The 14,532-nt window shown below is 34.2% G+C and carries 14 protein-coding genes; 11 read left to right on the plus strand and 3 right to left on the minus strand.

The features are described from left to right. Positions 1-86 precede the first annotated feature (86 nt). Positions 87-1,043 carry an L-lactate dehydrogenase gene (locus HMPREF3134_RS01520; RefSeq protein WP_037550384.1) on the minus strand — a complete coding sequence of 319 codons (957 nt, stop codon included), beginning with the start codon at positions 1,041-1,043 and terminating at the stop codon, positions 87-89. A gap of 163 nt (positions 1,044-1,206) precedes the next feature. Here HMPREF3134_RS01520 and HMPREF3134_RS01525 point away from each other — a divergent pair, with 163 nt between their 5' ends. Continuing rightward, entirely contained in the window at positions 1,207-2,178 is a 972-nt protein-coding gene (locus HMPREF3134_RS01525; RefSeq protein ID WP_037550381.1) for an alpha/beta hydrolase fold domain-containing protein, read from the plus strand. Between the two features lie 110 nt (positions 2,179-2,288). On the opposite strand, the gene HMPREF3134_RS01530 is transcribed toward HMPREF3134_RS01525, so the two are convergent. Continuing rightward, the gene (locus HMPREF3134_RS01530; protein WP_370739556.1) at positions 2,289-3,203 is read right to left on the minus strand and encodes an EamA family transporter; all 915 of its coding nucleotides are present in this window, start codon (positions 3,201-3,203) and stop codon (positions 2,289-2,291) included. 114 nt (positions 3,204-3,317) lie between these two features. On the opposite strand from HMPREF3134_RS01530, the gene HMPREF3134_RS01535 reads away from it, so the two are divergent. Next, complete coding sequence (locus HMPREF3134_RS01535; protein WP_070440319.1) at positions 3,318-4,202, plus strand: AraC family transcriptional regulator; 885 nt, start codon at positions 3,318-3,320, stop codon at positions 4,200-4,202. Positions 4,203-4,220: 18 nt separating this feature from the next. On the opposite strand, the gene HMPREF3134_RS01540 is transcribed toward HMPREF3134_RS01535, so the two are convergent. Further along, the gene (locus HMPREF3134_RS01540) at positions 4,221-4,541 is read right to left on the minus strand and encodes a hypothetical protein (RefSeq protein WP_016930804.1); all 321 of its coding nucleotides are present in this window, start codon (positions 4,539-4,541) and stop codon (positions 4,221-4,223) included. A 427-nt stretch (positions 4,542-4,968) separates the two neighbouring features. Here HMPREF3134_RS01540 and pgsB point away from each other — a divergent pair, with 427 nt between their 5' ends. From pgsB to sdaAA, 9 genes are all read left to right on the plus strand, one after another. Beyond that, on the plus strand, positions 4,969-6,126 hold the full coding sequence (gene pgsB / locus HMPREF3134_RS01545) for a poly-gamma-glutamate synthase PgsB (protein ID WP_070440321.1): 1,158 nt from the start codon (positions 4,969-4,971) through the stop codon (positions 6,124-6,126). Position 6,127: 1 nt separating this feature from the next. Further along, positions 6,128-6,580, plus strand: coding sequence for a poly-gamma-glutamate biosynthesis protein PgsC (pgsC, locus tag HMPREF3134_RS01550; protein WP_016930802.1), 453 nt, complete (start codon positions 6,128-6,130; stop codon positions 6,578-6,580). Between the two features lie 23 nt (positions 6,581-6,603). Next, complete coding sequence (locus HMPREF3134_RS01555) at positions 6,604-7,677, plus strand: CapA family protein (protein ID WP_070440323.1); 1,074 nt, start codon at positions 6,604-6,606, stop codon at positions 7,675-7,677. Further along, positions 7,652-7,828, plus strand: coding sequence for a hypothetical protein (locus HMPREF3134_RS12120; protein ID WP_011274859.1), 177 nt, complete (start codon positions 7,652-7,654; stop codon positions 7,826-7,828). Before HMPREF3134_RS01555 ends, HMPREF3134_RS12120 begins: the two co-directional genes overlap by 26 nt. 1 nt (position 7,829) lies before the next feature. After that, a complete protein-coding gene (locus tag HMPREF3134_RS01560; RefSeq protein ID WP_037550371.1) occupies positions 7,830-9,425 on the plus strand; it encodes a gamma-glutamyltransferase in 1,596 nt (531 codons plus the stop codon). Between the two features lie 386 nt (positions 9,426-9,811). Continuing rightward, on the plus strand, positions 9,812-11,299 hold the full coding sequence (gene xylB, locus HMPREF3134_RS01565) for a xylulokinase (protein ID WP_070440325.1): 1,488 nt from the start codon (positions 9,812-9,814) through the stop codon (positions 11,297-11,299). Between the two features lie 411 nt (positions 11,300-11,710). Beyond that, on the plus strand, positions 11,711-12,757 hold the full coding sequence (locus HMPREF3134_RS01570) for a PTS sugar transporter subunit IIC (RefSeq protein WP_016930797.1): 1,047 nt from the start codon (positions 11,711-11,713) through the stop codon (positions 12,755-12,757). 2 nt (positions 12,758-12,759) lie between these two features. Next, positions 12,760-13,446, plus strand: a complete 687-nt coding sequence (locus HMPREF3134_RS01575; protein WP_011274863.1) for a serine dehydratase beta chain — start codon at positions 12,760-12,762, stop codon at positions 13,444-13,446. Positions 13,447-13,459: 13 nt separating this feature from the next. Further along, positions 13,460-14,356 (plus strand): L-serine ammonia-lyase, iron-sulfur-dependent, subunit alpha, encoded by an 897-nt coding sequence (sdaAA, locus tag HMPREF3134_RS01580; protein ID WP_011274864.1) that lies wholly within the window; start codon positions 13,460-13,462, stop codon positions 14,354-14,356. Positions 14,357-14,532: the final 176 nt, after the last annotated feature.

Consider the following 14,532-nt stretch of genomic DNA (forward strand, 5'->3'; position numbering starts at 1 on the left):
GAATTTCATAAAGAAATTCTACAAATAAAGCAAGCTGGGGTTACGAATTAATTTCTGTCCCGCTCCCTAGTAACTTACTTTTAATATCAGCACATTTGATCAATGATAGCATCGGCTTGTCGCTGATAGTCTAAGATGATATCAGCAGAATGACGTAGCTGTGATAATTCTTCTTTTGAGAGAGCTAATTCAATAATTCGGTCAGCACCATTTCCGTTAATAACGGTAGGTACACCGATATATACATCACTCAATCCATATTCACCTCCAACGTAACTTGAAACATTCATAATGATATTTTTATTAAATAAGATGGCTTCTACAATTCTAACTAGACTTAGTGATATTCCGAAATTGGTTGTGCCTTTTCGAACATAAATATCGTAACCAATTTGAGTTGTACGGTTGGAAATGGAAGTCTTAAATGCTTCTATATTCGCATTAGAAGGTAATAAATCTAACACCGGCTCACCTGCAATTTGTGCGTGTGACCATACTGCGACTTGTGAATCACCATGTTCACCAATAATAGGTGCATAGACTTGATTCGGTGCTACATCGAATTCTCGACTTAAAAAGAATTGGAAACGCGCAGTATCTAAAGAAGTGCCTGAACCAATGATTTTGTTTTTAGGAAAATTCGACACTCGTTTAACGACGTAACTCATAATGTCGACGGGATTGGAAGGTAATACAAAGTAGCCATCGAAACCACTATCTACAATACGTTGAATCATTGGTACAAAAATGTCTACATTATCTTCTAGTAGCTTAAGACGTGTTTCACCTTTAGCAAGTTTAGCACTTGCACAAATCACTACAATATCAGCGTCTTTACAGTCTTCATACTGTCCGACATGCACATTTACGAAGTTATCGCCAAATGGAGTCGCATGATTTAAATCCCACACATCTGCTTTAGCCTTATCCTCATCAATATCTATAATTGTCATCTCATCCACTAAACCTTTAGCTATGATTGCATGTGCAAACGCAGACCCTACATAGCCACTTCCAATAAGTACAATTTTATGACGTGCCATAAATCGTTGCCTCCTTTTATAATTTGAAAATTCAGATAATTTATATAAGGATAGCATGTTTTCCTTAAAATGAAAATATTGTTTAACGATAACAGTGTTAATTACTAAATGAATTGTCGTTTAAGGTTTATAATATAGACATGTATAGGAGGTCGTTTAAGCTATGAAAAAAAGTATGATAACCGTAGCAACATCTGCGATATTAGGAACATTAGCATTTATTAAAGTTAAAGAGAAACGCAGTTACAAAAGTTTTATAACTGAAAAATATATACGAATGTCTGGCATGAAAAAAACGTTTGAAAATGAAGCGGACGCGAAAAAAGCATTGGAAGAAACGAAAGAAATTACAGCTGGAAAATATGGTGGCACTAGTTATGAATTTAAACATGACGTTCGAACAAAAAGTTGGAATGGGTGCGTCACATATATTGTGAATGACCAACGTAACCATCAACAAAAAGTTGTTTTATATATTCATGGTGGTGCATGGTTCCAAGATCCACTAGATAATCATTTTAATTTTATAGATGAACTCGCAGGACAACTTGATGCGAAGGTCATTATGCCGATATATCCTAAAGTACCTCATCGTGATTATCGTACTACATTCGAATTATTAAAACTTATTTATGATAAACAAGCTGCCAAAGTTGAAAGCAGTGAACAGCTTATTGTGATGGGAGATTCTGCAGGCGGACAAATTGCATTGTCATTTGCCGAATATTTAAAAGCAGAAACTACACTTCCACAACCTGGACATATTGTAATGCTATCTCCAGTGTTAGATGGTACGTTAAGCAATCCAGATGCTAAAACGTATGAACGCATTGATCCAATGTTAGGTATAGAAGGTAGTAAATACTTTATAAAATTATGGGCTGGCCAATTACCTGTTGAGGACTATAGAATATCGCCAATTAACGGTGACTTAGAAGGATTAGGTCGATTATCCATTTTTATTGGTACTAAGGAAACGTTATACCCTGACGCTTTAAAATTATCCCAAATGCTTAATGATAAAGGTATTGAACATGATTTTATGCCAGGATATAATTTATTCCACATTTATCCTATCTTCCCATTACCAGAAAGACAGAAATTCTTTACACAACTTAAATCAATTATTCTATAAAAATTAAGCGCCGAGGACGAGATGATTACTAAAGTGACACGAAGAATTCACGAAGAATTCTGTGCCATTCAGGCTAGTCATCGTTCAATTCCTTGGCGCTACATTATTGATTACATTTCTTCAGGTTGTTTCTTAAGTGACAACATTAAAATTAAAATAAGAATTAATACGATTCCAATGACTTGGACTGATTGGAAAGTAACACCAAGCCATAATGCACTTGTAACAACTGCTATCACTGGTTCAATCGTACCTAATAACGTTGTCTCCTTAGGTGATAAGTATTTAAGACTATCTATAAATAGATAAAATGCGAAAGCAGTCCCAGCGATAATACCAAAAATTAAATAAATGATTGTAGATGCACTCATGTTGCTAAAGCTAACATCCCATATAGGATGCTTGAAACTCATTGCACAACCTGAAATAATCATTGCCCATCCTACGATTAGAATTGAAGGAAACTTTTCAAGTAAGCCTGTGGCATAAATCGTGTAAAACGCAAGTGCTAAGCCAGAGATGATTCCCCAGAACAAACTCGTAGGTGGTACGACTAAATGAGAGATAGATCCATTTGTTAAAAGTAAAAAAGTCCCAATTAGTGTCATTGTAATGGCTAAAATATCAAAAGGACGAAATACATCAAGATCACGTATGACGAACCAAATAATGATATAGACTGGTGCAATGTATTGGAGAAGTGTAGCTACTGCGACATTGCCGGTTGCGATGGATGCCATATAAGCGTATTGGACAAAAAGCATCCCGATTAAACTATATATAAACAAACTAACAATTGTTTTGGGCTTCTTAAAAACAATAAACATAGATTGCTTAGGATGTAATAGTTTGTACAGACTCAACAAGAAGATGCCACTTATTAGTAGGCGAGCAGTAACATACCAATCCACTTCAATATCTCGTTGATTAAAGAGTAAGTCGGAAACAGTCCCACCTAATCCCCATAAAGTAGCACCTATAATTGCAAATAATACTCCTTTTAATCTGTGTTGTGTGTGATTCATTGAATGCACCTCCATCTGTATTTTGTTTTATTATAAATCTCATAATATAATGTATATAAATTTGATAATACTCAAATAGCAATTAAAAGTAACAAGATATTGAGGTGATGCGATATGGTTTCCGAAATTATTATTAATGAAGACTTAGAAGAAAAGATTAATTATCCTGATCGACGTTGGCCGCATGTCATTCTACATACATCATTGAGTGAGACATTACTCGGATATATACCTTTACATTGGCATTATGCCTTGCAATTTATGTATGTCACAAACGGTGTGATTAAGGTAAAGTTAGCAGAAAATACATTGGAGATACATGAAGGGGAAGGATTATTTATTAATTCAAACGTTGTACATGAAATTCGTGACGCGAATGAAGGCGCGCGTTTCTATTGCTGGAACATTGGATTGCCCAATGTCACGGAATATATCAATTTTACTTATGTTAGTCGAATTGTTAATCAAGCACAGTCCATTCCATTTATTAAATTAATACCAAAAGATGAAGAAAATGTAAGTTTGTTACGGCGTATTGAGATAGTAGGACATATTTACTTATCACACAGAGATTATTATCAACTGCAAATTCTTAGCGAATTTTATCAATGTCTAAATCATCTTTTAAATATTTTTGATCAATATGAACAAATCAATCAATATTTCTTTGATCCAAGAGTTAAACAATGTATTGAATACTTACAAAGTCATTATCATAAAAAGGTGCAACTGAGTGAGTTAAGTCATATGGTTCATATGAGCGAAGCGGAGACGATTAAGTTGTTTAAACGATTTGCAGGGGACACGCCATTCAATTTCTTACAAAATTATCGACTAGAGCAGAGTGCTAAGCAACTCATGTATCATCATAAAAATGTGACTGAAGTGGCAATGGATTGTGGATTCTCAACTACAAGTTACTTTATACAAAATTTTAAACAGAAATATTCACTCACTCCTAAGCAATTTCAAATAAAATATGCAAAGTATTTAAAATAAAGTAGGTGCATAGTGTCATCAATCAGATGAGCTTGCACCTACTTTTTCAGTATCTGTATTTGAAATTGTATCATTTGTATTTGAAACGGTTTCTTCTTTGGCAACATCATCACTTGTTGCTGAAGCTTTATTTAACTTTGTATCATTTATGCCTTCGTTAGAATCTTTAGTAACACTATTAATGTGTTGATGGTCTGTGTCTAAAACTGAACTACTCATATCATTGCCTTGTAAGCTACCCACAAGAATCAATACCAAATAGCTTGAACAAACTAATAATACCATTGCTAAATATATGCTAATTGCTATCTTAACAGGTTTAGTCAAAGGTTTACCCATCAGTATCCTCCTAAAGTTGTATCTTTAATTACCTCTAAATTAACATCAGAATTTTAATCTAATGTAAATGCGACGTAAATATTTGATAATTTCTCAAATAACTAGAACTAAATTTAAATTTTAGAAATATATTTTTAAATTCATTCTTTATTTATAAAAGTAAAATATTGAATATTTCTAAAAAAATTAATCTTTGTTAATATAATTTTACATTAGATTTACAATGTTAAAACTGACTAAATACGCACATGATAGCATACCCTTATTAGAAGTAATAATTTATTTATTATGTTCATATGAAGCAAGAGCGTTTGGATTTATTAGTCACTTCTATAGAAAATGTTTAAAGACATTTTTGATATACATAGCAATGAAATACGTATTTAGACAACTTAATATTAAAACAATTAAAGAGAGGTACTACACTGTGATTCTCATTATAATTTGTATCGCATTGATTTTATGGCTTGGTATTAAAGAGAAGAATCGCCATACTAATCGACTCAATAAGATTCCAATTAGAATCAACATAAATGGTATTCGTGGTAAATCAACGATTACGAGAATGATTTATAGCGTATTAAGAGAAGACCATTATCATGTTATTGGTAAAACCACTGGCACAGATGCTCGAATGTTGTATTGGTTTACTGACAAGGAATACCCCGTTATTAGAAAACCACAAGGCGCGAATATTGGTGAACAACGTGACATTGTGCGTAAAGTTTTTAAACAAAAAGCTGACTCTTTAGTTAATGAATGTATGGCAGTTAATCCAGACTATCAATTTACTTTTCAAAAAGATTTAGTTAAAGCCAATATAGGCGTTATCGTCAATGTCATGGAAGACCACATGGACGTGCTTGGACCTACACTTCAAGATGTTGCTCAAGCGTTTACTGCAACAATTCCTTACAAAGGGACTTTAGTTGTTATGAAAGACGACTATACGAAATTCTTCGCAAAAGAAGCTAAGAAACGTAAAACAAAGTTAATTGTCGTAGATAAAGATGAAGTTCCAGAATCATATTTAAGAAAGTTTCCATATCTCGTCTTCCCAGATAATGTTGCTATTGCATTAGGCGTTGCAGAAGCTGTTGGCGTTGATAAGGAAACTGCATTGAGAGGCATGTTAAATGCACCACCTGATCCTGGTGCGGTTGAAATCAAATACTTTAATGCAAATCGCACACGAAATGTATTTGTTAATGCATTTGCTGCTAATGAACCTCAATCGACAAAAGCTATTTTAAACAAAGTTGAATCTTATAACTATCCATATACGAAAAAAGTAGTGATTTTAAATTGTCGTTCAGATAGGGTAGATAGAACGCGTCAATTTGTTGAAAATTTTATTGATGATGTAGACTTTGACACACTCATTTGTACAGGTAAAAGTACACAAATGGTGACAGACTTAATGCAACACTTACCTGATAAAAAATATCTTAATTTTGAAAACCGTGAGTTCCCAGAAATTGAGAAAGCTATTTTGCAAGAGTCACAAAACGCACTCATATTCTGTGTAGGAAATATTCATGGTCCAGGTGGTAGAATAGCAGAATTTATAGAAGGGATAGAATAAAATGATAGGTTCAGAATTATACTTCTCCCTATTTGTCGGTATTGTATTAAGTTTAATATTTGCCGAGAAATTTGGGATTAATCCAGCAGGACTCGTTGTACCGGGTTATTTAGCACTTATATTCGATCAACCCATCATGTTGTTATCTGTGTTAGTCATTAGTTGTTTAACATTTTTCATAGTTACATATGGTATTAGTAGATGGGTTATTTTGTACGGAAGAAGAAAATTTGCGGCGATGATTTTAACTGGGATGGTACTTAAATTCCTGTTCGACTTGATTTATCCATTGACGCCATTTGAAATGGTTGAAGTGTCTGGTATTGGTGTCGTTATTCCTGGAATCATTGCGAATACAATTCAAAAGCAAGGTGTCGTGATTACGTTATCATCAACGATGTTACTTACATGTATCACGTATGTCATCTTATTCTTATATAGCTTTATTAATTAATCGCGAGCAAGGAGCGCAGAGTAATGAAAAAGAAAAAACGGTTATCAGCGAGCGAATGGTTACTTAAGCAATCGAAACGTCACAAACGTTTCAATTTTAGCTATACACTTATCGTTTTAATTGTGGCACTTGTACTTCTAGTATTCGCTATTAGAGCTGTAAAAGTTGAGCCAGTCGAGGCAATGCCAAGCTCAGGTAATGATTATATTCGTAGTACATATTTAGGTAATATCACATTGAATAAACATTTTCGACAAATGGATCTTAACGAAGTGTTTAAAGGGTTAAAGCAACCACTTCAACAAAGTGACTTTTCAACTGCTTCACTTCTAGTGAGCCATTTCTCAAATGATCCTAAAACGAATATTAAGAAGAATATTGAGAATATTATGTTCTTGAAAAAAGAAAATGTTAAAAGTGTCAATTTAATTAATAATACGATTGATAACGTGCAAGCCCAAGATTTAAGTAAACAAGTGGAAGCACAAACGGATTATAACTTTATGACTGGTAATGGCTCTAACCCAATTAATAGTAAGACGGTGCAACAAACGGTTAAAGGTAAAAAAATAGCTAACGTGTCATTCACTGACGTAGGTTCAAACTATGAAGATCCAATTAAAAATACAACATCTATTAGTTTAGACCCAAAAATATTTGTTCCATTAATCAAAAACTTAAAAGAAAATAACGATTTAGTTGTCGTAAACGTGGATTGGGGTATTACCAATGAACGTAGTGTGACGGATCGTCAAAAAGAATACGCACATGCGCTAGTGAAATCCGGTGCAGATGTAATCATTGGTCATAACTCAGTTGTCCAAAAAGTTGAAAAATATAAAAATGCAACTATCTTCTATAGTTTAGGTAATTTAACATCAGATTCATTCTTATCTAAAAACCAAAAAGGTATGGTAGTTCAGCACGATTGGAATGGGCAGAATAATAAATTTAGCATTACACCTGTACGTGGTGCAGATGGCAAAATAACGAAAGACAACATGAATAAGATGGAGGCACAACGTTATTACAATAATATAAATGATAAATCAATTCACCTTAAAGAGGAGAATGGAGGATATACCTTTGAATATTAAAAAACATTGGTTAGGTATTGTAACAACGCTCATTATAATTGCAATTCTATTGATGGTGACGTTTGCCAAAGCGAACGAAGGCCTTGATAACTATGAGAAAAATGAATTAAAAGATGCAACGGAGCAATATTTATCTAAAGGGGCCAGTTAGTATGAATATTTATAGTAAAGTGACATTATCAGTCATTTTAGTTATCACCATTTTAATATCATTTGTCTTTTACTACTTTAATAAAGAAGACAGACCTGATAAAGATACATTATTCGAAAATAAAATTGCAGATCATAAATCATCTGGCAGTAATAAAAAATATGGCGTAGCATCTAATAATGCGATTGCCACGCGTGTCGGTAATAAAATTATTGAAGATGGTGGTAATGCAGTAGACGCAGCTATGGGTGTTTCTTATGCGCTAGCGGTAACAGAACCGCATTCGTCAGGTTTAGGTGGCGGTGGTGCCACGCTTACATATAACGGTAATGAAGGCGAAGAACCAAAGATGTACGAATATAAAACGCTATCTTCTTATAATTATAAGAAAGGCGATGAAATTGGTACACCTGGATTTGTGCAAGGTATGCATGATATGCATCAACGAGAAGGTAAAATGGATGAGAAGAAAATTTTTAGTTACGTAGTGCCATTAGCCGAAGATGGCTTCGAAGTTGATTCAGAATTAGAGCGTAGTTTGAAAATCTACGGTTCTGATATCGATCGAAATTCATCTTTCTTCAAAGGGAAACGTACAGTACGTGAAGGCGATGTAGTTAAACAGCCCGCTTTAGCTAAAACACTTAAAGGTATTAGAGATAAGGGGCCTAAATATTTCTATAAGGATATTGCTAAGAGTGTATCTAAACAAATCGATAGTGAATTAGTTGAGAAAGACTTTTCAACATTTAAAACTGAAGAAAAGAAACCAGTATCAACTAAATATTTAAATAATACAATATACTCTGCATCAAATCCTTTAGGTGGGGTTTTAATGTTACAAGGTTTAAAAATTGATGAAAGTGCCAATACAAATAATGATAGAACAGATTATATCAATGGCATTATTAAATCACGTGATGTAATGTACCGAAATAGAGATATTGTTAATGGTCAGGAAGCGAATAACGACTCACACTTATCGGAAAATTATTTATTAGACAATTTAAATAATGTAAATAGTGGCGGTAATGAAATGAATAGTGATTTTGATACGTCATTAGATACGACGAGTACAACTCATTTTGTTGTCATTGATAAGAATGGTAAGCTTGCTAGTACTACAAATACGTTATCTAGTTTCTTTGGTTCAGGTAAATTTGTTAAACAAGGTTTCTATATGAACAACTCTTTAACAAACTTCTCAAGTGATCCTAATAGTCCAAACTATGGTGGAAAACATAAAGCACCACGTTCTTATACATCACCATCCATTGTTGTTGGTCCGGATTTCTATATGGGTATTGGTACACCAGGTGGAAACAAAATTCCTACCACCTTAAATGAAGTGTTGATTGACTATTTAAGAGGTGACGGTTCCCTACAAGAATCTATTGATAAACCACGTTTTTATAACGATGGTGGTACAGTTTATTATGAGAATGCGACAAGTGATGAAGATATCAATACATTCAAGAGTATGGGATATGGTGTTAAAGAAAAACGTAATGACGCAAACTTTGGTAGTGTTCAAGGTGCAATATATAATAAAAATGATCAAACTGTTGAAATCGGTCAAGATGTTGGTAATAGATAATGATTTGGTAAAAGCAAAATAATATTTTTGAGAGGCTGGGACAAAATAAAATGTCTCAGCCTACTTTATTATTTTGTCAGTAGATGACTGATTTGAAAATGCGCTTGAATAAAGCTTTTTTCAAACCTAGTCATCTTTGACGGGGTAGGACAACGAAATAAATTTTGAGAAAATGTTATTTCTGTCCAACACCTTTTTCTAAATAGGAATAAAGGGAAAAGAATTGAAATCATAGTTTACTATTGAAATTATCATTAAAATCGATATGATAAATATATAGGTTATAGAATTTAATATTAAAATTATATAAAATAAATATATATTGAATTGTTTACATGATATGTAAGATGAGCGCCTCTTATAATGATGGACAAGGTGGAATGGTTATGGAAGATGTAGTATTAGGAATAGACTTAGGTACGAGTGCAGTTAAAATAATAGCTGTTAATCGACAAGGAGAAGTAATTGCTTCAACGAGTGAACCTTTAACGTTGATACAAGATCGTGCCGGTTATAGTGAGCAAGATCCTGAAGAATGGTTTAAAGTGGTTAAGAAAGGTATTAAATATATTAATGAAGTGCCTATAATGGTGAATTATACTGTCAAAGGGATCTCGTTCTCAGGACAAATGCATGGTTTAGTGCCATTGAATAGCGAACATAAACCTGTACGTCATGCCATTCTATGGAATGATACCCGTAACTCTGAACAATGTGCGCAAATCAAAGAAGTATATGGTGAAAGATTGAATGGCAATCCTATTCTTGAAGGATTCACACTTCCAAAAATGCTTTGGATGAAACAAAATGAGCCATCACTTTGGGAACAAGTAAGTGTCTTCGTATTGCCTAAGGATTACGTACGCTATTGTTTAACAGGTCATATTCACATGGAATATTCTGATGCAGCCAGCACATTACTATTAAGTCCAAAAACACATGATTGGACTAGAGATGTAGGTGAACGATTAGGCATCGGAGATATTTATCCACCTTTAGTACGTTCAACAGAGGAAGTTGGAGTAGTTCGTTCAGAATTAGAACAAGAGCTTGGTTTCAAAGCTCCTGTAAAGGTTTATGCTGGTGGTGGAGATAACGCATGTGGTGCCATTGGTGCAGGAATCATTAATGGTAACGATACGCTTTGTAGTATCGGGACATCAGGTGTCGTACTCAATGTTGAAAGCGAAGGCTACACTGAATACAAGAACAACATACATTTCTTTGATCATAGCGTTCCACAAACATTCTATGCTATGGGCGTAACCTTAGCAGCAGGTTACAGTTTAAATTGGCTTAAACAAACGTTCTTTGAACATGAAAGCTTTGACGATATCGTTAAACAAGCAAGTATCTCAACAATTGGTTCTAACCACTTATTATTCGCACCTTATTTATCAGGCGAACGTACTCCACATGGAGATGCTTTTATAAGAGGCAGTTTTATTGGTATTAGTGGTAGCCATAATAAGGCAGATTTTGCTAGAGCAGTATTAGAGGGTATTACCTTCTCTTTATATGACTCTATACAATTAATGCGAGAAGCTGGTAAAGAGATTACGCATATTACTTCAATTGGTGGCGGTGCAAAAAGTTCATTTTGGTTGCAGATGCAAGCAGATATCTTTAATGCTACAATAAGAAAGTTAAAACACGAAGAGGGTCCTAGTATGGGCGCTGCGATGATTGCAGCATATGGACTGCAATGGTTCGAAAGTTTCGATGAATGTGTAGATAAGTTTATAGATATTGCTCAAACATTTGAACCAGACGCTAAAAGACACGCACAATATGAAGCATATTATAAAGTATATAAAGATATTTACCGTCATACGCATCAATTAACTGAAGCATTATTAAAAATTGAAGATTAATTGAATGATAATAAACTGGAGCAGCAATGGTTGTTCCAGTTTATTATGTTAAAAACTAAATCATTTTAATTTTGCAACAATTTCAAATGTGAGCACTTTGTTATGTAAAGGTTAGTTGTCACGTTAAAGTGAAAATATCAACAAAGAAATGTATACAATTTACCCGAAATTTCAAATAATAAATACGCTGTTGAAAAGGTTTACAAAGCAGTTTTTATTAGTGTGAAATAACACATATTATTTATTTCTTTTCAAAAAATTTAAAACTAAAAGTATTTTAACCTCAAAAAGTCTCTAAATGTGATTTATTTCACAATTTTATTTTTTTGTCATTGAATATGTCTTGAAATCGTTTTCTTCACGTTGTAGTATGACTATGGTAGTTAAATAAATAGAAAGAGGTTTTGGGGAATGAATATCATTTTAGGAGTAGGAACACTCGTATTAGTGCTTATCGTTATGACGCTATTCTTAAACTTTGCGCCATACGGTAAACAAGGACTACAAGCTTTATCAGGAGCTGCTTGTGCAACTTTCTTACCACAAGCATTCCTAAGTTACGCTATTGGTGGCGTATTCCATATCGAGTTTTTACAAACAATAGGAGATTTGGCAGGAAGCCTTGCAGGTGTTGCAGTAGGTATCTTAACTGGCTTGAAAATGGGCATCTCACCTGTTTTTGCAGTAATCATAGGACTAGTATTACACGACTTTAAATTATTACCAGCATTTATAGCAGCGTATATTATTTCATTCGGTATTAAATTTATCGAGAAAAAAGTCCCAGAAGGGTTGGACTTAATTGCTGTGATTTTAATTGCTCCAGCACTTGTATTTGGCTTAGCTACAGTTATTAGCCCAGGGGTTATGGCTGTATTAACTCAAATCGGTGGTGCAGTTACATCAGTAGGAGACAGCAATCCATACGCATTAGCAATTATTTTAGGATTAGTAATTCCAGTAACGGGTATGACACCACTAAGTTCAATGGTATTAACTAGCTTATTAGGACTAACTGGTATACCAATGGCTATCGGTGCTTTAACATGTACTGGTTCATCATTTGTTAACTATGTATTATTTAGCAGACTTAATATTGGCGGAAGTAAATCAAAAGCATTCGCAGTATTTGTTGAACCATTAACACAAATCGATTTAATCGCAAAATACCCTCTACAATTATATGGTACGAACGCAATTATCGGTGTTGTAAACGCTTGTATTGTTACATTCAGCGGACTCGTAATCGGTGTTAAAGGTATGGCAACACCAATTGCAGGTGCAATCGTCTTATTCGGATTTAACGATGCTACAAAATCAATAATTACAATCATCGTCGTTGCAGTTGTAAGTGTGGTATTAGCATTTATCTTCAGTACGTTAATTAAAAAATTCAACCTAATGAATATGAGCATAAAATTGCCTAGTAAACAGAAACAACCTAAGGAGAGTGTTTAATTATGGCTACTAAAAAAAGCTACGATTATCAAAGTGCATTTGATATTATTGGCCCTGTAATGATGGGACCTTCAAGTTCTCATACAGCAGGTGCAGTTAAAATTGGCAACGCTGCTTATGCAGTATTAGGTGGTATGCAGCCAGATAAATTAACAATTCATTATTACGAATCCTTTGCTCAAACTCATCAAGGACACGGTACAGATTTAGCTATCGTTGGTGGTGCAATGGGCTATAGCACATTCGATAGTCGTATTAAGAGTTCATTAGCAATCGCTAAAGATCAAAATATTGAAGTAAATATTATCGAAGAAGAAGGCGACAGTATTGGTGAGCATCCTAACTGTGCGTATCTTGTTGCAGAAGGAAATGGTCGTCACATCGAAGTAATTGGTAACTCAATTGGTGGCGGTACGATTAAATTAAAACGTATCAGTGTAGAAGGACTAGACATTGATTTTAACTATGGTTTACCTATCTTAGAAATGGATGGAGCGGCAAATAAATCAGAAGTTAATCACTTTATCAATGATGTGAATGAACTTGGTGCAGACATTAAAGAGGAAATGACACAAACGGGCGATAATTTTAGTTTAGCAGTATTACCACTGAACAAAGCATTATCTGAATCAACGTTAGATCAAATTAAAGAAAAATATAGTCACTTAAATATATCCTATATTAAATAGAGGGGGATTAAAGATGTTTGATTCAATTAGAGAAACTATAGACTACGCAGTCGAAAATAAAATGTCTTTTGCAGATATTATGATTCAAGAAGAGATGGAACTTTCAGGCAAGACGCGTGACGAAGTTAGAGAAACAATGAAACAAAATTTAGACGTCATGAGAGATGCCGTAATTAAAGGATCAACTGGCGAAGGTGTTAAAAGTGTAACAGGTTATACTGGCCAAGATGCCATTAAACTTGCTAAATATAACGAGAATAATCATGCCTTATCAGGACATGAAATGGTTGAAGCAGTTAAAGGTGCGGTTGCTACTAATGAAGTAAACGCAGCTATGGGTATCATTTGTGCAACTCCAACAGCTGGATCCTCCGGAACGATTCCGGGCGTATTATTTAAATTAGAAAAAACACATGACCTTACAGAAGAACAAATGATTGATTTCTTATTCGTTTCATCATTATTTGGTCGCGTTGTTGCTAACAATGCAAGTGTTGCAGGTGCTACAGGAGGTTGCCAAGCAGAAGTAGGTTCAGCTTCAGCAATGGCAGCAGCTGCTGCAGTATCAATCTTCGGTGGCGAACCGGAAGCATCTGGACACGCTATGGCATTAGCGATTAGTAATTTACTTGGTCTAGTTTGTGATCCAGTAGCAGGTTTAGTAGAGATTCCATGTGTAATGCGTAATGCAATTGGTTCTGGTAATGCATTAATTTCTGCAGACTTAGCATTAGCTGGTGTTGAAAGTAGAATTCCAGTAGATGAAGTTATTGAAGCTATGGATAAAGTAGGACGTGGCTTACCAGCTGAATTAAGAGAAACAGGACTTGGTGGTTTAGCAGGTACACCAACAGGAGAAGCAATTAAACGTAAAATCTTTGGTGAAGCTGAAGTTAATAGCTTTTCATAATATAATTGAAATTAGAAGCCATTCTTGAATGTCAATATGACATTTAAGAACGGCTTTTTTAATACTTATGACAGATTTATCATTTTGGCAGTAGCTATCTGGTTTGAAAATGCACTTGAATCAAGTATTTTCAAATCTAGTCGGGCCCCAGCAAAGAGAAATTCATAAAGAAATTC

The sequence above is a fragment of the Staphylococcus sp. HMSC14D10 genome (assembly GCF_001808125.1).
GTDB lineage: Bacteria > Bacillota > Bacilli > Staphylococcales > Staphylococcaceae > Staphylococcus > Staphylococcus haemolyticus.